Origin of the sequence: Bradyrhizobium sp. BWA-3-5, assembly GCF_032917985.1 — a bacterium.
GTDB lineage: Bacteria > Pseudomonadota > Alphaproteobacteria > Rhizobiales > Xanthobacteraceae > Bradyrhizobium.
This window is the reverse complement of record NZ_CP136626.1, coordinates 4,990,502-5,010,042: the sequence shown is the minus strand read 5'-3', so window position 1 is coordinate 5,010,042 and position 19,541 is coordinate 4,990,502. Positions and strand designations below refer to the sequence as shown.

Below are 19,541 nucleotides of genomic sequence, written 5' to 3'. Positions count from 1 at the left end.
GCGGAGTCACCATTTATCCTCACCGCTGGTACTGCCAGGAATGTGCTCCCATTTCACTTCTTTGTAGGTGAACGCCCACTCTTCCATGTTCTGGAAGAAGTTGTTCTCCGGATTAATCGTCAGCGGCACATAGGCCTTACCTTCGATTAGCGTCGCGTTCTTCCAGGTCATTTTGAAGAAGTTCTGTGGCTGCGGCATGCCCCCCGGATCCGTGCGATAGAACTCGCAGACCACCTGTTCGAGCACTTCGTTGGTGGCCAGTGCCTGCCATAGCAGCGGCGAAGCGCGATCGAAGAACTTGGTGAAGAGCACTGGCTTGTGGTTACGAGCGCCCGTGGCGACGCCGCTCGTCATGTCGCGCGGAACGACAATGCCGGTTTCGAAGGCGGTGACCGTGATCTTCGCTTGGTTACCCGAGTCACCCTTGGCGACCTGCCCGATGCTGTCCGGCTTGGAGGCATCTTTGGAGATTTCGCCCTGCTTCTTCCCCTTGATTGTCATGTAGGCTTCAAGTGACACTTTTCGTCTCCCAGTTTCCGGCATACGCCGGCACAAACCGGCACGATCTATATCGCAATAGTCGTGCCAAACAGCCGGTGCAGCCGATGCTGATTTGCGGGACCTTCCGGATCTTATGGTCGTCAACAGCGCGCAGATTTTGCCGCCCCGATAACATCAAGCGACGACGTCGTCACGGTCGCAGCGATCTGTCAGGGCATTACAGGACCGACTGACTCCAATCGAAACTCGACATCGAGAAAGGCACGCGAGGCAACGTCGAGCAAAGCCTGCCCCGTCACACTGTAACCCATGCAGTTGTCGACAATGGCATTGCCCTGCAGTGCGTAGACGAGCACCGTGCAAAACCCTCGTTGTCCTCGCTCCAAGTACTGCGTGGATAATTTGAGGCGCAATTCTCGTCCGTCACGAAGCCGTTGCGAACGAATGCCGTCGGCCGAGGGCAATGGTATGTTGATTGACGCTGACGGAAGGATGGTCGCCCGCGCGGCATTGGCGACCGCCTCCAGTAGCGGGTCGATCTCGTGAGTCGCGGGCCTCCAGATAGTCATGAGGCGTCATGAGAGAAGGAAGTCACGCCGGCCCATCGTAAATCTCGATGAAGGCGCCAGATTGCGCTTTGATGCGATTGAACAAGCGCGTGTCCGAGGTCACTCCTCCCTTCATCTCAGGATTGTGGACCGCTCCAATCACCACGGGCCGGTCAATGTCGCCGTTCATGTAGCCGACCAGAACTTCCGTTCCGGGAACTAACGGGCAATGCAAACCGGTTTGATTCGGCCCTACGTAAGGCTCGAGCTTCCGCACGTAGTCGCTGCCACGGCCCTTCGCCAGTTCGTCGGCGAATGAAAACTGCAGCTTATAGCGGCCCTGGTCGTCGATTTCGGCTCGCCCGTTCCACGCTTCTCCATCGACCTTGGCGGTGTGGAGGCCGACGCCCAGAGGCACAGGCGTCATAGCGACCGGACGGTAAGGCACGTCCGACCGGATGCAGTGGACCATATTTTGGTAGGCTCGCCCATTCTGCGCAAACGCGCGGAACCCGGTCGGTGCGGGGCGGTAAGCCGAGTGATCCGCGGCGACGACGAGATATTCACCATTAAAACGCGGATGGCCCTGCAACTTGAAAATGACGCCAGCGCGAAGCTCCGGCGCGTCGCTGTGGGCGATGTACATCGTCTGGCCGGCGCAGACCTGCTCGGCACGGATCCGGGCCAGCGTAGTCGCTTCTGCTTCACTAGCAAAATGCCCGCCAAATCGCGAGGCCTTGCCCAGGAAGCCGCTGCCTTGTCCAACCTGTTTATCGACGGATATGACGCAAGGCACCATTTCGTTGTAATCGCGGAGCGCAATTGTCTTTGTCGAGAGAACCCGCCGCTGCCGGAATGACAGAACGGCGCTTTCGTGGACGCCCCGCGGTACGTTGCGGTCGCGCTGGTGCGCGTAAAGAATAACCGGGTTGGCGCCGAACTCGACCTTAGGAAAGGCCAGATTCTTGTCTCCAAACACGACGGTCTCCCCGCCGTCTTCTTGCTTGAAGAAATAGAAAATTCCGTTCCCTTCGCAAAGGCGCGAAATGAAGGTCAAATCACTTTCATTGTATTGCACGACATAGTTTCGTTTGGGATAGCGATCAAGATTGTATTCGGTGGGAATGCTGATGCTCGCCTTGTTCAGCTGCTGCTTAATGATGTCATCGATGCCCATCGGTTGGCTAGGGCCATAAATGCGGCTCGCGACGGAGAGCTCGGTGACTGCAAAGCGCGGGCGCAGAACGAACTGAAGCACCCGCAGTTCAGTTACCGTTGGGTCCAGTTCCTCGAGCTGGACACAGAGGCCCGAGGTCATCCATCGCCCGCATGCGGTTGTGACAGTCAGCTTGGCCCGCTCGCCTATCAAAGAGCCGGTATCGACATCGCTCGATGTCGTGGCGTAAATCAAATAACTGAACGGTAGCGAAATGCACTCTGTGCCCTCGAACCCTTGCACGTCGAGCTCAACGTTGGGCTTGCTGGGAATTTCCAGGGTAATCTTGAGATTGGAGTCATCGGTCATCGGTGCACCAAGTCAACTTTGGCAGTGCTAACAGCATTTGCCACAAGTGCGGCCGAAAGAGGGGTAACCGCGAACCGGCCGGTACCGAAGCACTGAATGCTCACACGATATCTTACCTCCTTACTCGTTTTACGACAGCAGCATGCGCTGGCCGCAGAACCGGTAAAACCAGGACGGGCGAGGGAGGCGCTGGCCGAACCCACCGACAGTCTCGAAGCGGTCGCGGCGATTGAGGGCGAGGCCTGAAGCGAGCACCCGTCATTATGCTGGTGAAATGGTCGGGGGCGGCGTCGGTGCCAGATTCCCGTTCTTATGTATGGTGTATCGTCATCGGCTAATGGCGGCCTGGATGCCGCGTCCCAACGGCGCGTCCATAGTGTTGATGTAGACGCCATTGGTGTCGGTGGTCGTGAAACCGACACTGTTGAATGCGACGAGAGCGTGGCGCGCCGGTGGCGTATTGGTTTGGTCTGGAAGCTGCGACTGGCAACTAAGCCCGCGGCCCAGGGAGACACCTTTCCGCAGCGAACGCCCGTCTTGTGGTGCAGCCCGAGGGTCTTCAGCGTTCTCTCCGACGACTCCGAGTATGAGATGCATCTCGCAAGTTCAGCCTTGCTCACCAGCACGGGTCGATATCCGAGCATCGCATTAGAGTTGGGTGCAGCGGTAGCATTGCTGTCAGTCCTGCACCATTGTTGTGAAGCCGACCGACTGGCTCGCGCGCCTGTTGCGCAGGAAGAAGAGAAAGCGTTTCGTGCGCTCTCAGGTTCGCTGGGTTTCTCTCCCAAAATCGAGGTACGCGGGTTCACGAAGGACTTCTACGTGCACTCGGCCAATTAGTGTTGCTGCATCTCAGTAGCAATGGTCGTGCCAATGGCGTCTCCTCATCTAAGTTATTAATTTGACTTTGAAAAAGTCAGGCTCGGCAAATGACGGCAGGTGTTCTCAACCTGACAGAGACGGTGCGGCTGTCAAACACCAGACAAGCGTCAAGCCAGTCGACCCAAGACAGCAGGTGTTTTCGTTTCATCACTGATCGACCATCCTTGCTGAGTCCAATAACCACCGCCACTTGACGACCGCTGGATTCTACCGCTTGCCAAAGGGAGCTGACCCGAAATATTGCGATCGATCTTTGCGATCATCTAATGCGCAATTGTTGATCTGAAGGCCCTCGGCTTGGTGAGCTCGATGAAGAGAGCTGCGACGCCCCGGCGGGCGAGATGTTAGCTCTCGTCGCGCGGGGTGATCTTCGAAGACGATCTGATCGAACAGCGAAATTTAACTGGCCGCTGGCGAGTTCGGCCGACCAGGTGCCCCCTTTTACTAGGGGCAGTTTGCTTGAAGCATTGCCAAGTTCATGTCGCCAGCAGGTTAGCCATTTGAGCCTACCATCAGAACGATCGCCCAAGATGATCAGCAAGTGCCTGCAGCGCAGTGGCTTCCGAAGATAGGCTTTCGACGGCTGATTGCGTTCCGTCGGATCGCTGCAGCATTGGAAATAGTGTCCCGATTCCCAGACCGCCCAGCCAACAAGACATGTCGACTATCGGACAAAAGTGTTTGTGACAAAACAAACGGGCCAGGTTCGTCTATTTCATTTTTGGCATCGTGCTCAAATTGAACGCGATCTATTCTCCTAACCACCTAAGGATCTCAGAGAAGCCCGACGCACCTTGCTTGGTCAGAGGGGGCGCGTTATGACCACTTCAGGCCAGACTGCGGCACCGAAGACTTTGGCTTCTGTTTCCGAACCTTCTTGGATCCGATGCAGAGGCCTCCGGAAGGCGCAGATGAGCCGGCGATTTGGACTCTAACAGCCCCCATCCAGGATCATACGGCCGACGTCTACTAGTTGTCCCTGCAGTGGAGTTGCCTTATGAGCAAACGCGAGAACGTCTCTCGACGAGCTAAGATGGTCAACGTCATCACGTTCCTCATGGTCATCGCAGCAGGCGCTGCCGACTTACGAACTCTGGGCTGTTGGAGGATTGATCGCGAACCGGCTGGAGCAGAGGCGGATCGAGCGGCCGGATTTCAATCGAAACGTACTGGCCGCAAGCGAGCTCTCGCGACCTGCGCGCTGCAGATCAAGCGAGCGCGCCTTAACCCTGCAATTGGATTTCTCAGCGGAGGTTCGCGTGAGTGATAGCAGCAGCGGCTCCAATCCGGGGCCCGGCCCCTATGAGGTGGATAGGCAGCTTTATGAGGACTTCTGGAATTTTCTTAGTGAGAAGCTCCCGCACCGCCGCTCCGGCGGCGCCGATAATGCCGCAGGCGATATGTACGATTTCCTCGAGTGGCTCCGCGAGACCCAGAGGCTCCCAATGGCCGGCAGGATTGCGCTGCTGTCGTTGGATATCGATGTGCAAGCCTATGCAGCCGACTATATTGGGCGCGACGTACCCGCGATTGGTGGGTTTCGTAGCCGTCTCCTGAACTTGCGACACATGCTTCGGGATCTCCATTTCGAGTACGTGGCCCGACAGGCGCGTGTGGTGCTTCAGCGCTTCGATGAAGCCGGGCCATCGTCGTTACCACTGGATTGGAGGGGCGGCAGCAGCGGCAGCAGTAGCAGCAGCGGCCGCTCCAATCAGGGGCCCGGCCCCTATGGGGTGGATAGGCAGCTTTATGAGGACTTCTCGAATTGGCTTAGTGAGAAGCTCTCGGACCGCCGCTCCCGCGGCGCCGAGATTGCCGCAGGGGATATGTACGATTTCCTCGAGTGGATCCGCGAGACCAACAGGCCCCCAATGGTCGACCGGATTGCGCGGCCATCCTTGGATACCGATGTGCAAGCCTATGCAGCCGAATATATAGGGCGCCACGTACTCGCCATTGACGGGTTTCGTAACCGTCTCCTGAACTTACGAGATATGCTTCGGGATTTCCACCATGGCGAGTTCAAGAACTGGGCCCGCGCGAGCGGTGCGATGTTTCAGGGCTTCGAAGAAGCCCGGCCATCGTTACTACCACTCGCGCCCACAATGCCGTCGGATCGCGGGACCTCTGCAGCCGGCGCAGAGGCTGTGCTGGCAGAGCGTGATTTCGGAGCGTACGTCCCGTCAGATTGGAGGGGCGGCCCGGCCCCGGACACACTGATTGCTGAATTGCGCAAAAGCGGCCTCCTGCCGGCGCCATTGCGGCCGCGAAATGTGCTTGTCAATGGTATGCGCTATGCCGCGGTATTTTGGCCAGGGCGAGGGCCCGCGACCCCGAACAATCCGGAAGGTGAAAATTTTATCCTAACCCCTGCATACAGGGAGTTAGGGGTGCAGCCGCAGCTTCGAGTTGAGCAAATGAATGAAGTGAGGCCATCGTCGTCTGCCAGGCCTGGGGAAATACTACCCGCGGTAAGCGGTTCAGGGACACATTACCAGCTTCAGGATTTGGCCGATATCGGAGCGAGAGTCGGCGTTGGCTGGATCCATGGCCCCCGAGTGGCCGACCCCGCGCTGATCGGCATACTGCGAGAGTTCGGGCTTCTGCCGACCCAGGAGGTCCCAATGCCATGCTTTTACATACATGGTGAACCCTACACGGCCGAATGGGGACCAGGAGGGATCGTTCTTTTGAGGCATCGACCTCAAGCTCGCTGAACAACCCGTTGGGCTGCAGCCTCCTCGAGTCGAGCAGATGGATGAAGCCGGCTCACCATCGCATGCTAACGCGTGAAGATTAAATGCGTGGCACACATCCTCGGATGTGAGAGGTTGTCGGTGTGCAAACCCGACGCGGCGAGACCATATTGGCCCGGATAACCATGCCGACGCATGCACGGATCGACCTGGCCACGGCTGACGCCGTGCCTGCGCTCGCAGCGCGGCATGGACCGGCGGGCAGCCATAGCGCCGGCCACTGTCCTGACGAATTGGCGGATCGCCGCCAGAAGCCGTGTATTGGCGCTCGTGCGTGCTCTCACTGGGCGCCATCGCCAGGCCTGGTAGCCGGCCGGCGAGATCTCGAGAACGGCACACATCAGGCGCACCGGAGAGACGTCACGATGATCCTCGATGAAGCGAAAGCTCATATCCGAGATCCGGCGAAGATCGCGACTTTTTTAGAATGTCGCGTTTAGAATGTCCCGTCCATGAGCGGCCGCTCATTCTCCTGCCGCAGCGGTGCGATATCGAAGGCCCGGTCCGCCGATGTCGGCATCGCCTGCATGTTGGCACACTACGCCAGCGTCGCAGCTTACCGTCGATGTCGAACTCGGCGCCCCGGAAACCTGTTCTCAATTCGGGGATATATCCCTATCACTCAATCCAAATCATCCCTCTCAAATCGCCCAGCAGCCGGGAAGGGGACACAAAAGCTCTGATCCGGGCATGGCCGAGCTACTGTGCGAACGTCGTTACCGAAACAACGACCTGATGCCTGCAAACAGTAGGATGGTCGCAAGGACATACCGGGCAGCCCAATCCGACATCTAGCGCAGCCCAATGAAGGTCCCTCGCATAGCTCCAAAAAACTGCAGTTGATTAGCGCATACGCGGCGGAAAGACCCACGCAACTCGAAGCGTAGTCGAGCACGCTGCGATGCGGCTAGTTGCTTTACGACAGCAGCATGCGCTAGCCCAACAACCGGTAGAACCAGGGCGGGCGGCCAAGGCGCTGGACGAACTCACCGACGGTCTCGATACGGTCGTGGCGGTTGAGGGCAAGGCCTGAAGCGAGCACTCGCCATTGCGCTGGCGAAATAGTCGGCGGCCGTGCCGGTGTGAGATTTGCCTTACGTGCCTCGTCGGCTGACCACTGCGCATATGGGTGCGTGCCAGTGAGGGCCAGATAGGCCACCACCGCGAGAGAATAGACGTCGTCGGTTTCCGCCCGTGGCTCACCCATCAGCATCTCTGGCGAAGCATAAGCGGGTGTCAGCAAGCCGATCTCATCGAGCAGGGTCGTGGCCGTGTCGTGTTGCGGCGGAACATCGAGCATCAGAACTGTCCCAAAGTCCAGAACTTTGATTTCGCCCGTCGAGGTCATGAAGATGTTTCCCGGTTTGACGTCGCCATGGACGACACCTAGGCTGTGCATGTGCGCGAGCCCCTGGCCGGCCGCGCGGACGATATGAAAGGAAACAGAGGGTGACAGCGGCTGTCCCTGACGATCAGCTAGGATCTGCGCTAGCGAGCGGCCCCTTAAGAGCTCCATGACCAGGTAATGGTACTTGCCGTCGTAATCGGAGTCGTAGATCCGCACCAAATTTCCGTGTACGAGGTCACGCAAAAGGCGCGCTTCGTGGTGCAGCAACTGGACTAATTTCTTGCGCATCGTCGAACGTGGTTGAATAATCTTCACTGCCACTTCTGGATTTTGTTCATGCGCCCATAAGCCGATTCGATCGATCGCACGATAGACCGTACTGGTGCCACCCTCGCGGATTACCTCTACCAGGTCGAAACGACCGCCGACCACGTACCCCAAGGGCGCGATACACGTTTTGAAAGATGCACTCACAGGGTGGCCTCGCCTAAGCGCTCGACGATCGCGCTGATATCGTCGTTTGCCCCTTGCGCGAGAGAAGGCAGAACCCAGGGCGTCAGAGCGTTGACGTGCTCGGCCAGCAATCCATTGAGCTTTGGATACGAGATCACCTTTTCGACGCCGTTCAGCACATCAGAAACGCGTCGCACAGCTCGAACGCCGTCACTAGCCGATGGAGTGCCAAGGTCACGGACGAAACGACCTCTCGGCTCTGGATGCAGCCGACAGCATTCTTCGGCTTCCTCCAGAAACCACAAAAGGAACTTTAACGACCCCTATCATAGGTTATCCGGGCATCGGAACGAACGAAGGACACTCAAGCTGAACGGATTGCTCACACTTTGCGCACGCAGTTCGTAGATCACGTTGGGCCGGTCCGGTCTGCCGATCGTGAGGGTGAAGCGATCGGAACTGCCCCGCGAGGACAGCCGCGAAGTATCGACGAGTCGGAACAGTGCCCAAGGGCCAGAGCGCTCAATCTTGTCCTCAGTTCCATCCACGGCGGCCAGGGTGACGGAGACCGAGCTTGCATCGGTTCGAGCCGGCCATTCGAGGTCATGGGCGCGCGGCGCTTCGTGACGATAGACGATCTCTGTCCCATCCATCACAAACGTCGCGCGCAGCAGTTTGGAGGCGAGATACACAGGTTTAATGCTGAACTTCACGGCGGGTGCTGAGCCCGAGCCGCTGAAGAAAGCCTTGCGGACTTCCTGCGCGCGACGAAACTGAGCTAGGACATTCGCAGCGATCGGTGCAGCCGCACCATCGATGGTCGCCAGCGCAAGGCCGGTCCGGCCCTCGACGACCAGCGGCGACAGGTACTTCTGAAAGAAGTCGTCGAGAATGCCGCGGGGTCGGAAGAAATCACTGAAGTCCTTCAGTGTTATGTCCTCGGTCGCTGCCGCGAACAATGGATAGCGCTGGAAGATGACAGCCTCGCAGACCGGGACCACTTCGCGCATCCAAACTGCATTGACATGGTCGTGCGCCTGTTTGAGTAGAACGCTCCATGTCGAGTGCGCGATGTCGTTCATGATGGTGCGGACCAGCTCCGGCCGGAGGGCCGAGTCGGCGCGCAAGGCGCCGAAGGCATCGTTGTTTGGATCTTTGACGCGCCGCTGAACGAGCTGAAAGGCGGCCTGGCCAGGATCCGGCGCTGTTGCGATGTTGGCCATCGTTGCGTAGAGGCCGCCGAAAAGATCGCGGATGCGATCCATGCTGGCCGGCTGTCCCGACGCGCCGCCCACAGCCAGTTGGGCCAGAGGCCGGAACGCTTCAGTGATACGCGCTCCCGGCCACGGCGTGTCGCCAAATGCCGCCGAGAACACGGCGACCGCGGCCCCCCCGGCCTTCGCTGCGGCCTGCTCTCCGGGCCGCGGCAGGTTAGTATTGTCGTGCACCAAGGAGATGATCTGCTGCAGCGTGCTTTCCGAGCCGGCGAGCCCGCGCAGGATCGCTGATCCGCGCTGCATATCGTCGAACTCGACAACGCGGATGCTCTTCAGGGCGCCTGTCCAAACGCGAATGTAGTCGGTAACATACCGGTCCATGACCTTGAGCGCGACTTGCTGCGTATCCGCTGCGTCGAACGAGCGACCGCCAAGGATCCAGTCGCCGCTTTGCTCTTCTCGAACGATGAGTGGCAGGCGCGGCAGCAGGAAATCAAGGAAGCCATCGCGCGTGAAGATGCCCGGGATCATCGCAGTCGAATTAGGTGACTCTTGCTGGCCGATGGTAGGGAAGGCCATCTGGGAGCTACGCATCACAAGCTGGCCGGACCCCAGCAGACTAACCAGGTCAATTGGCCGCAGCCGCGTGTTCTCAGCTCCTTCCCGTAAGAGGCGCACGTACACCTGCTCGACCAGCGGGCGTTCCATCAGCCGCGAGCCCACCGCAAGCACGAATTTCTGGTCGCCCGTGATGGGCTTCGGCAGCAACTCGATGAGGCGCGAAAAATGCTCCTTCAGTTCGCCCGCTGATGTCGTATCGAGTGCGAACGCGAGCGCCACTTCAGTGCGCGCGGCCTGCTCGACGCTGCCGCGATCGAAATGCCTCGGATCGCTTAGCATCAAATACGTGCGGAACACTTCCTTGGCCTGATCCAGGAAAGTGTCGTTGCCAGCACGCAATAGGGCATCGATGCGGTTGGCAAGTTTGCTGGTGAAAGCAGGCAGCAGCAGGTCGAGCAGAATGTGATCGTAAACATCTTGCGCAGCCGGCGCGAGCATCGGGGTCGCCGACATGCCGAGCCCTTCAAGCCACGCATGCCAACTGTCCTGGCCGGCAGCTAGACGGAGCCGGCGCGCGGCATTCAGGGTCGGCAAGAGCTTCTTCAGGTCCAGCGGTTCGCGTGTTTCCTGGAGGCGCGCCTGCATTGTCTGTGCAGCCATTCTGGTTTCAGCGATGCGTACCTCGCTTCGGGTAAACGCGCCATACCACTGCGTCAATGCGGCTACCGCCAGTGTGACGGCTGCAATATAGCCGCCGCCGTGCAACAGCGCGAGTTTGCGCTCGAGTTTGGAATTGCGACCGACCAGTCCCTGCTCGGTGAAGATCACGCCGGTCAGAAACTGCTTAATGAAGAATGGCTTCCCCGGCCCGATTGAGGATGTGGGCAGGGCCGAGTGCAGACCGAAATTCCGGCCGATCGCGCCGCTCACCCGGCCGACCGGCGTCCCTTCCTGCGTACCGCTGGTAAAGTAGACTCCTCGCAGCATCGGCCGCACCTCGAAGCGGCTCGTCCGGAACACCTCGCTAACGAATCCGGTGATTGCTGTCCGAATGTTCCAGAATTCCTTGGGAAATGCATACATGATTGCACGGCGGCTGAGATTGCGTTCCTCCTGCATGCGAAATGCCAGTTTGGTCTCGAGCCGCTTGGCAAGCTCCTGGATCTCAAGGGTTACCATCTCACCAACGTGATCGCCCGCCCCCTCAAGGGGAAAGGTCTTGCCCCAAACCTGTGTACGGCCTTCTTGATCGAGATTGTCGAAGTATTCAGTGAAGCCAGACAGCAGATCGCATTTGGTCACCAAAACATAGATCGGAATGCGCATGCCAAACTTCTTCAGTAGCTCCTGTATCCGCGAACGAATTGAGCCGACGAGCCGCCGCCGGTCGTTATCGCACAGCAGGAGATCGGACACGCTGATCGCGACCACGACGCCGTTGATCGGCCGCTGGCACCGATGCGTCGCGAGAAGATCGAGAAAGCCGTGCCAAGCCGCGCGATCGACCTCGGCATCCGTGTCCTGCGTCGTATAACGGCTTGCCGTGTCGATAAAGACCGCTTCGTCGGTGAACCACCAGTCGCAGTTTCGCGTGCCGCCGACGCCAGCGACCGCGTCGACACCGAGCCGTTCGGCCAGCGGAAACTCTAGGCCCGAATTGCGCAGAATCGTCGTCTTGCCGGCGCCCGGTGGACCAATGATGATGTACCAGGGCAGCTCGAACAGATAGCTTGGTCGGCGCTTGCCGGCGAACACCGTATCGCGCAGGACCTTCAGCGCGTCCTCGAAGCGCCTACGGATCAGTTCGACCTCCTCGCGCCTGCGATCGTTGGAGGCCGTGACGAAGCCTTCGCTCTCCATCAGCGACTTGATCACTCGCCGATTGGCGCGGCGCGCCAGCCAGTATCGGACAAAGATGACGAGCACAACCGCCAAGAAGAGGCCAGCGATGGTGCCGGCGCGAATAGTCACCGAATGAAGCGGATATCGACCGAACAGGTCGAGATAAGGACCGCCGAACCAGATGAGCACGCCGATCGCCAACAAGCCGACCAGCGTAATGATGCCTCGAGCCGAGAAGAGTGCCGCGAATTGAGCGCCGAACACCTGCACCTCCCGTTTAGTGCGGCCTAGAGCGGCCAATCAAATCGAGCAACTGCTCGATGGGTGCTAGTTCGACCGAAAGCCGCCACCGAAAGAAACCGTAGCCGACGAGCACCATAACGGCGGCGGCGACGAAGACGATCCACAACGGCATGTAACTACGCACGCCCATGCGCACGCTGATGCCGCGCCATTGGCTCGATAGTTCGGTGGGCGGTGCGGTCGTCTGTTCTCGCAACAGACGGTGAATCTCGGAGCGCAGATCTTCAAGCTGCCCGCGGCCGCCTTCCAACACGCGATATTTGCCTTCGAAGCCCAGCAGCAAGCAGATATTGATGAGCTTAAGCAACGCGAGGTATTTGGCTGGCTCCGCCTGGATGCGCTCGAGTATTTGAAAGACCTTCTCGCCGCCCCATGTTTCGTTATGGAACTGGTTGAGCAGGCTATTGTCACTCCAGGCGCTCTCACTGCCCCAGCGCGTGGTCATCACTGCCTCGTCGATTAGCGCGCACATCACGTAACGGGCGGCTAACACATCGCCCACCTGATCTTTAACAGCACGTTCCTCGAAGCGACGGAGTTGCTCAACAATCCCTCGATGTAGCGCGCCTATATCGGCGTTGTTGGCAAAGCGAAGCTGCGCGACGACCAAAAGGAGCGGTGCCGCGGCCGCGACCAAGCTGTCCTCCACTGCCTTTGGCTCGAAAAGTCCGTGCGCCACGATTTCGGTATGGTTGACGGCTAGAACTTCGCCGCGTTCAGATGCAGGCGATGGCGCATAAGGGACCGTCGGGGCAGCGAGCTTCGGTGGAACGCGAGCGGTAGATTGCCCGCCTTGAGTGTTACGGGTTGGACCGACTGGTCTGCGTCCAATGAGTGTCGGCTCCTCCATCTGTTTCGACCCCGTCACGTACGTTTCCCGCGGATGGCCCAGAATTCGAGATGCAGATCCGAGTAGTCACCGCTGACGTGGAAAGCAAAGGCTGCCGCGCGCGGCAGGATGCGCCACAGCTCAACCGCCTGGTCCAGCTCGAAATAGACGGCATTCTGAATGTAGGGCAACTCGCGAGGTGCCACGGCCAGGGCGCGAATAGGGACCCCCGGAAGCTGAAGATTGACGAGATCGCGAATCTGCTCGACCGAGCCTACTTTTATCTGCGCCGGAAGCTGTTTTCGTAACGTCTCAGTCGGTACGCTTGCCACGGCAACGAGAACGAATCGAGAGTCCTGAAATAAAGTGCGATCGGTAATCACGCCGATCCTGATGCCGTACCCTCGATCCTGCAACGGGAGCGATACTGCGGCGCTCTGCATCACGACGGACAACATCGTGCGCAGGATATCGGCCAGCGGCGTGAAGCTGCTCTCAAGATCCTCATGCCGATAAGGGGGCGTATCTTGCGGTTTGCGGCGATCGCCGACGAAGCTCGACAGCCGTCCTGCGAGGCCAAGCAGTGCGCGGAAGAGCGTTTCAGGATGATGTCCATGTGTTGTTGCGAAGTGGTCAAAAACAGCTTCGGCGCTGTTCACGATTGACAACGTGACAAGATCAACCAGTCCCGCTCCGTCTGCCAGCGAGCGCGACGGATCCGCGCGCGCGGCAAGCGCCTCAGCGCGCGTCCGCAACAGCGATCTGACCTCGTTCAACAGCGCGATTAGCGCTTGGATCGCGTGGATGTCGATGACCGGTGGGATGTAGGTCTCGGACAATTTGATAGCGCCGGCCGAATCGACGTTTTGGATGCGGCCAATAGGTAGCGTGATTAGATCGCTCTGCTCCTCGCCGTCGAAAACGAGATGTGGTGCCAGCGCCGCAACACTAATATCGACGGGAGATTTCTCCGGCGCGGTCGCATTCCGAACCTGCAGGGCTTCCTGAGCGTAGCGTCGCACAGGTGCATCCCCGGAACAGAGGTCGCTACCGGTATGCCGGCGTGTGCCCACGGCGATCTTGACCAGTAGGTTCTTCGCCGCCGGCGGTGGGATTCGTCCGACCGGGAGCCGGGCATATTCCGGCAAGCGAAGCGCCGTGCCGTCGGGCAGAATGGCCTCAAGTTCGGTAACGACGAGTTGTCCAAGCGCCAGAAGATCACGATCAAAGGCACATTTTCGAACGCCCCAGCCGTAGCCGATCAAGCCGGCAACGCGGTTCTCGACCAATTGCTCGATCCAGCGGTCGTGTTGCTGCAAGTGCTGCGGCCGCACCAACATGCCTTCCGACCAGATCGGTTTGCTTGCAACGGACATTGTTTCGGTCGCCTGTTCGTTGATTTCCAAGGATGCATCTGCCCCGACGGGCCGCCACGATCGCAACAGCCGTCGTCAGAAGATCTTCCACCAGTTACGGCTGGTCTCCTTCTCAATGTTGATCGCCTGCTCCGTAAGTGTCACCAGAACTGTGTTGTCGCGGTCGGGTTTGATTTCGGCAATCGAGCGCCATTGCGCATTGTCGCCCAAGCGGAAACCAGCGATCACGCCGATATTTCGAGTCTCGACCGGCGTGTTGCGCTCGAAATCGACTTTCTCGCCAGGCGTCAGCTCGATCTCGCGCTTAGCCACCAGGTCAGGGCCGAGGCGTGTGGCGTCATTGTCAAACAGTTCGAACAACTGCGCCTGGGTGAAATTGGTCGTCGACTTCAGCTCATAGATACGAACGACAACCGGCGACGGCTTGCCGCGCGCATTTGGATTGACCAGGTGATCGGCCTGGATCACCAATCTGATTGGCGTCGTCTTTAGGCTCTTATCAGTCGAACAACTTACCGCGGCGGTGACCACCAGAAGCGCGCCGCTAACGACGGACAACCGATGACGTTTGTTCGGCGGCACCATCAGTCGTCTTTCCTTCATCCTGGTCAATCGCCGAGAGCTGCGACACGTAGCTTCGGGTAAATTCTTCTGCGATATAGGTCCGTGCTGTCCGATCGATGTCATTGACCATCGATGCGTGCAGTTCGACAAATCGGTCCCATAGCGTGGCCTTGTCGACGCGGGCGCCGAAACGCCGGCTATTTACGCCGTCGCTCTCGATCCGCTGGGGACTCATATGCGTTAGCACATTGCTGACCGCCCCGCGCATCGCCGCTATGGCCGCGACCTCATGCGCCTTGATGTCATTAAAGCCTTCGCGCACCGACCGGGAAAGCAGAAGGAATCCGTGATCCTTCGCGAGCGCTTCGCGCAGTGCGTCATGATTGCCCTTCGTGAACTTGAATGCATTATCGTTGTCAGCGCGTAGCAGCGTCGACCCGATGTGGCATTCATTCTTGACCATGGTCCACGCCGCCAGTATCGAATGCAGGCCGTTCGCCATTTCGGCGAGCGCGCGACCGAGTTCGGCAAAGAACTCCCGGCGCTGCGCTGGTGGCACAAGGTCCGCATTGAACCCGAGCGCGTTCCAGAACTCCTGCAGTTCGTCTGCGTCGGACGGAGAGGCCGCCGGCAAAGGCGGAGCCGTGATGGCTGTCGTATTGCGAAGCTCCGGAGAGCCGACCGGTCGCCGCGCAACCTCCTTTGGGCTCGCCGACCGATCAAGCTCGCGCTCATCGCGCCGGGGCGACGATGTGCCGGCACCGCGCAGTCTCCCAAGATCATTCGTCAGAGGAGGACCGAGCGGCTTGCGCGCGACCTGGAGCGCTTCGTTCGGCGCATCGAGGCGCGCATTCGTTCGCTGCGCTGGCACAGGTGGCATCCCGCGCGAAGGCGCTCCCGGCAGCAGATCGCTAAGGTCGAGGTCCTCAAGAATGATTGGCGCAGGATGGCCGTTCGACGAGGCACCACCGCCATCCGAGAGTGCCAACGGAGGCGGCTGCGATGGCTCGAGAAGTGGGGCTTCCACCGACGACAACGGAATTGATCGGCTTTTTTCCAGCAGTGCATGTGAGAACTGCATCTCCGTCCCGGCCGCGCTCGATAGTCGCTGAGGAAGATCCGCCAGCAGATCCGGATCGACAGAGCCCATGTCGGTGCTGGGCGCCTGGTCCGCAAGCATCCGCAACGGATGGGTTGCCTGCGGCTCCCTCTGTGCAGCTGAATAGGAGGACCGGCGCTGGCCAATCACCATTAACGGATCTAGTGAGAGACTCGCGCCGCTGCCCAACAACCCGGCAGTCGGAAGAGGTGCACTCGGGGACCCTTGGGCAAATGACGGCGACGGCAACGTCCGGGGTGTACCGCTGAGGCGCGCCGCGTTCGAGCCCGTCAACTCGAGCCGATGACGTTCTTCGGCAGGACCGTTCTCGATCATGACTGAGATGATGTAACTCGCCATGTAGAGTGTATCGCCATCGGTTAACGGCGCTGTATTGCCGCGCCCAAGCGGCGCGTCCACGGTGTTGATGTAGACCCCATTGGTGCTGGTATCGGTGATCGTGAAGCCGATGCCATTGAATGCGATCAGCGCGTGGCGCCCTGACAGCGTATTAGTCGGATCTGGAAGCCGCCAGTTGCAGCCGCCCCCGCGTCCCAGGGAGCCCCCTTCCGGTCCAAACGCCTGCCTTGCGTTGCGGCCTAAGGGTCCCGCGTTCTCTCCGATGACTCCGAGTATGAGATGCATCCCACCTTCAGGCTTGCTCACCAGCACGGGTCGATATCCGAGCGTCGCATTAGAATTTTCTGCAGCACCAGCATTGCTGCCGTCCGCAGCACTGTTGTGAAACCGATCGACTGGTTCATGCGCCTGGTGTGCAGGAAGAAAAAGAACGTCTCTTCCTGCGCTCTCAGGTACATCGGAGAATGCGCTGGCTCTCTCATGAACAAGGCATGCGAGCTCAAGCAGAGGAGAGCATTGCTCGTCTTACGCATTTACGTGCACTCAGCCAATCAGTGTTGCTGCATCTCAATAGCAACTGTCGTGCCAATGGTGTCTCTTGATTTAAGCCATTGATTAGGTTCGAAAAAGTGAGGTTCGGCAAATGACGGCAGATGTTCTCAACCTGACAGAGGCGGTGCAGCTGTCAGACACAGGACAGGTGTCGACTTGGTTCATATGATTGGCTACATCCATTGTCTGTCCTGTTCTTGACGTAACTGACAAGCGCCACTTCCACCGCTGGGTGAGCGCGGTCCGGCAATGGACGCACCGAGTCCGGCGCGATCGCCGGCACGCTCGCCCCTGGTGCAAACGCTTCTAACACATCCGGCGTACTAAGCCGACGCCACGCTACGCAGACCGTGGCTTCCAGATTTGGCCCTGGGAGGGCAGCGCTCAATCTGGTGCACGCAGCAGTGTCTCGAGCCGGCGCCGACCCTCGTCGATCGCGCCGGACCAATCGCCGAGCCGTTCCTGCACGACGACTTCGAATGACGGGTACCACAGGGGCTGTCCGTCGGGCTGGGCCCAGTACCAAGGATAGCCGCGCGGCACGAAGACCACGCCGGGAACGCCGAGCGCCCCGGCGATATGGATGGCGAAGCTGTCCGGCCCAACAACCGCATCGAGATTGGCGATCGCTGCGATCAATTCCGCTGGGCACTTGATATGCACTCCAGCATCGATCGGGCGACACCATCGCTTCATGTCATGCCGTTGCGCGTCGGCCATCAAACTGACCGGCGTCACGGAGTGAGGAACCACGGCGGCGATCTGCTCCATCGATATACCGAGAGCGCCGCCCTCCCACACGATGCCCACCAGAGGCCTTGCTAAGGCGGCCAGGGCATCCCGCCATTTGGCGAAGAGCTCGCCCTCGGGGCGCAGGTAGGGAATGCCATCGGCAATGTTCCTGGCGTCGGTCGACAGAATGCGCAATAAAGATTGCAACGGCGTGGCTGAGAGCGCGGGCCTCGGCTCATCAGGAATGACCCGTTCGGTTAGGCTGGTAAGAAGAGCCTGATAACGTGGCTCCGCGATTACGTGCACATCTTGCTGGCTCGTCAGCCGACGCAAGAGACGGACGAGCGCTACGAATTCGAGGGCGCCCGTCGTCGGTGGCACAACTATCCGCGTCACAAGCGCCAAGTCGACCGGCTCCGGCGTCGGGAAACGACCGAGCGTCAGTTCAAGTGTGGTCTCCAGAGTTTTGGCCGATTCGTCATCAGGCCGCGTGTGCACGACATGGCTGGCAAGCGTGAGGGCCTCATCAAAGCGGCCGACGAATTGCAGAATGCTTGCCAGAGCAAGCGCAGCAGAAGGGTGCGAGTTGCGCGCGCGTACGAAACGTGTGAGCTCCGCAATTCCCCGATCCTCCTCGCCATTGGCAATCATGACGCGGGCCAGGATTTCGCGCGCGCCGAGATGGATCGGTGCATAGGCGAGCAACCTCCTGCAGGTGGTCTCCGCTTCCGCCCAAAGTCCCGTCGCGGCACGGCAATAAGCCAGATGCCAGAGGCCGGCTATGTCGAGCGGCGAACGCAGATGCGCGCGTTCCGCAACGTTGAGCGCCTCGTCGAAGCGGCCGCACTCAAGCAAGAGCACGGATAAGTTGCGCAGCGTATCTGGATCGTCCGGAGCAAGCTCGAGGGCACGAAGCAGGGCGCTCTCGGCCGACGAGTAATCCTGTAAGGCGAGATCGATGGTGCCGAGTTGAAGGAGGGCGCGGGCATTTCCTGCCTCCCCTTGGACAATCGCCTCTGTAATCGCGCGAGCTTCCGCAACATCGCCACGGCTCTCCAGGGCATGAGCCAGCGCGAGTTTGATGTCTTGGTTGCGTGGGGCGAGCGCCGCTGCGCGTTTGAGGCAAATAACCGCCTCGTCAAAGCGGCCGAGCATTTCGTGGGCGATACCGAGGTTAGTAGCAAGGCCTGCGTGATCGGGGTGGTTGGTCGCCCCTTCCGCCAGCTGCTCGAACGCTAATTCAGTGCGCTGCCGCGCGAGCGCTAGTGTCGCCTTTGCATTAAGCGTATCGGGATCCGTTGTGGCGACGAGCTCCTCCAGCAGCGCCTCCGCTTCCTCGAGACGGCCGGCCGCAATAAACTCCTGCGCCGCTCTAAGCCGGTCTAGCCGGGTCGGAGCCGGCATACCAGTGGTCAACATGCGCGTTATGCAACCGTCACGCGTTTGCCGTCGAGGCGAAGATCCTCGCTCACCGCAATGACTTTGCTGTGGGCCATCTCGGAGGCGATGCCGGTGACTTTAATGGCTTGGGTTTCGGTCTGCAACGAGTCGATGCGTTCGATCACTGCGATACGCTCGACCGCCTTTACTGTAAGCGAATCAGCGCTCGATTCCTGAATGCGCGCCGAGCACCGGAAGCGATCCGCGATCAAAGTGTAGAGCTTGCCGATCCAAGTGCTCTTGTTCGCGAGCACGGCGAACAGCTTAGCTTGTAGATCGATACTATCGGCGCGCAGGGATATGCGCTGGCGCGCGGCGATAGTGATGATCTCGCCCTCGATCGACATCTTGCGATCCCCGGGGAGGCCAACCATGCCCCAACTCGAAGCCGTCCGCTCGAGCACGGTCACGACGAAGGTTTGCTCCGCCTCACTGAAGAGCAGCACCACGTCCTGTTGAATAGGCCGGACCAGGCAGCCGACAGCCACCCTCGCCGTGTGACGAGCGCCAGCGTCTTCGACTTCCACCAGCGTGCCATCGTCGCTGACTGACGCGACACGGGCGGTGTGATGTCCGGGTTCAAGCAAGCGCTCGGATATCGCCAACACGTCGTTTGTGGCGCGGAACGTCATCGTCATTTTTGCTCTCCAGCC

Annotated in this window: 15 protein-coding genes; 1 reads left to right on the top strand and 14 read right to left on the bottom strand. The window is 59.6% G+C overall.

What is annotated here, in order from left to right; translation table 11 throughout:
- Window positions 1-6: 6 nt before the first annotated feature.
- The 3 genes from RX331_RS24255 to RX331_RS24245 all read right to left on the bottom strand — a co-directional run bounded on the left by RX331_RS24255 (window position 7) and on the right by RX331_RS24245 (window position 2,574).
- Window positions 7-519: an Hcp family type VI secretion system effector gene (locus tag RX331_RS24255; RefSeq protein ID WP_317252398.1), complete on the bottom strand. Its 513-nt coding sequence runs from the start codon at window positions 517-519 to the stop codon at window positions 7-9.
- A gap of 191 nt (window positions 520-710) precedes the next feature.
- Window positions 711-1,070 (bottom strand): hypothetical protein, encoded by a 360-nt coding sequence (locus RX331_RS24250; RefSeq protein ID WP_317252397.1) that lies wholly within the window; start codon window positions 1,068-1,070, stop codon window positions 711-713.
- Between the two features lie 22 nt (window positions 1,071-1,092).
- Entirely contained in the window at window positions 1,093-2,574 is a 1,482-nt protein-coding gene (locus RX331_RS24245; protein ID WP_317252396.1) for a type VI secretion system Vgr family protein, read from the bottom strand.
- 2,141 nt (window positions 2,575-4,715) lie between these two features.
- Here RX331_RS24245 and RX331_RS24240 point away from each other — a divergent pair.
- Window positions 4,716-6,173, top strand: coding sequence for a hypothetical protein (locus RX331_RS24240; RefSeq protein WP_317252395.1), 1,458 nt, complete (start codon window positions 4,716-4,718; stop codon window positions 6,171-6,173).
- A 65-nt stretch (window positions 6,174-6,238) separates the two neighbouring features.
- Here RX331_RS24240 and RX331_RS24235 read toward each other — a convergent pair whose 3' ends face one another.
- The 11 genes from RX331_RS24235 to RX331_RS24185 all read right to left on the bottom strand — a co-directional run bounded on the left by RX331_RS24235 (window position 6,239) and on the right by RX331_RS24185 (window position 19,526).
- Entirely contained in the window at window positions 6,239-6,604 is a 366-nt protein-coding gene (locus tag RX331_RS24235; protein ID WP_317252394.1) for a hypothetical protein, read from the bottom strand.
- Window positions 6,605-7,146: 542 nt separating this feature from the next.
- Complete coding sequence (locus RX331_RS24230) at window positions 7,147-8,034, bottom strand: serine/threonine-protein kinase (RefSeq protein ID WP_317252393.1); 888 nt, start codon at window positions 8,032-8,034, stop codon at window positions 7,147-7,149.
- Window positions 8,031-8,210: a hypothetical protein gene (locus RX331_RS24225; protein ID WP_317252392.1), complete on the bottom strand. Its 180-nt coding sequence runs from the start codon at window positions 8,208-8,210 to the stop codon at window positions 8,031-8,033. Before RX331_RS24225 ends, RX331_RS24230 begins: the two co-directional genes overlap by 4 nt.
- 129 nt (window positions 8,211-8,339) lie before the next feature.
- On the bottom strand, window positions 8,340-11,897 hold the full coding sequence (gene tssM, locus RX331_RS24220) for a type VI secretion system membrane subunit TssM (protein WP_317252391.1): 3,558 nt from the start codon (window positions 11,895-11,897) through the stop codon (window positions 8,340-8,342).
- A 13-nt stretch (window positions 11,898-11,910) separates the two neighbouring features.
- Window positions 11,911-12,786, bottom strand: a complete 876-nt coding sequence (gene icmH, locus RX331_RS24215) for a type IVB secretion system protein IcmH/DotU (protein ID WP_317258226.1) — start codon at window positions 12,784-12,786, stop codon at window positions 11,911-11,913.
- 14 nt (window positions 12,787-12,800) lie between these two features.
- Window positions 12,801-14,171, bottom strand: coding sequence for a type VI secretion system baseplate subunit TssK (tssK, locus tag RX331_RS24210; RefSeq protein WP_317252390.1), 1,371 nt, complete (start codon window positions 14,169-14,171; stop codon window positions 12,801-12,803).
- A gap of 45 nt (window positions 14,172-14,216) precedes the next feature.
- On the bottom strand, window positions 14,217-14,726 hold the full coding sequence (tssJ, locus tag RX331_RS24205) for a type VI secretion system lipoprotein TssJ (protein WP_317252389.1): 510 nt from the start codon (window positions 14,724-14,726) through the stop codon (window positions 14,217-14,219).
- On the bottom strand, window positions 14,686-16,476 hold the full coding sequence (gene tagH, locus RX331_RS24200; RefSeq protein WP_317252388.1) for a type VI secretion system-associated FHA domain protein TagH: 1,791 nt from the start codon (window positions 16,474-16,476) through the stop codon (window positions 14,686-14,688). Before tagH ends, tssJ begins: the two co-directional genes overlap by 41 nt.
- A complete protein-coding gene (locus RX331_RS24195; RefSeq protein WP_317252387.1) occupies window positions 16,467-16,697 on the bottom strand; it encodes a hypothetical protein in 231 nt (76 codons plus the stop codon). The genes tagH and RX331_RS24195 overlap by 10 nt, the downstream gene beginning before the upstream one ends.
- 403 nt (window positions 16,698-17,100) lie before the next feature.
- Complete coding sequence (locus RX331_RS24190; RefSeq protein ID WP_317252386.1) at window positions 17,101-18,867, bottom strand: tetratricopeptide repeat protein; 1,767 nt, start codon at window positions 18,865-18,867, stop codon at window positions 17,101-17,103.
- 5 nt (window positions 18,868-18,872) lie between these two features.
- Window positions 18,873-19,526 carry a DUF3540 domain-containing protein gene (locus tag RX331_RS24185; RefSeq protein WP_317252385.1) on the bottom strand — a complete coding sequence of 218 codons (654 nt, stop codon included), beginning with the start codon at window positions 19,524-19,526 and terminating at the stop codon, window positions 18,873-18,875.
- Between the last annotated feature and the right edge of the window lie 15 nt (window positions 19,527-19,541).

Bases quoted from the DNA above. Each gene is read 5' to 3' on its own strand.
- RX331_RS24250 (WP_317252397.1), bottom strand. From the start codon at position 1,070: ATGACTATCTGGAGGCCCGCGACTCACGAGATCGACCCGCTACTGGAG.
- RX331_RS24245 (WP_317252396.1), bottom strand. From the start codon at position 2,574: ATGACCGATGACTCCAATCTCAAGATTACCCTGGAAATTCCCAGCAAG.
- RX331_RS24235 (WP_317252394.1), bottom strand. From the start codon at position 6,604: ATGAGCTTTCGCTTCATCGAGGATCATCGTGACGTCTCTCCGGTGCGC.
- icmH (WP_317258226.1), bottom strand. From the start codon at position 12,786: ATGGAGGAGCCGACACTCATTGGACGCAGACCAGTCGGTCCAACCCGT.
- tssJ (WP_317252389.1), bottom strand. From the start codon at position 14,726: ATGGTGCCGCCGAACAAACGTCATCGGTTGTCCGTCGTTAGCGGCGCG.
- RX331_RS24195 (WP_317252387.1), bottom strand. From the start codon at position 16,697: ATGCGTAAGACGAGCAATGCTCTCCTCTGCTTGAGCTCGCATGCCTTG.
- RX331_RS24190 (WP_317252386.1), bottom strand. From the start codon at position 18,867: ATGTTGACCACTGGTATGCCGGCTCCGACCCGGCTAGACCGGCTTAGA.
- RX331_RS24185 (WP_317252385.1), bottom strand. From the start codon at position 19,526: ATGACGATGACGTTCCGCGCCACAAACGACGTGTTGGCGATATCCGAG.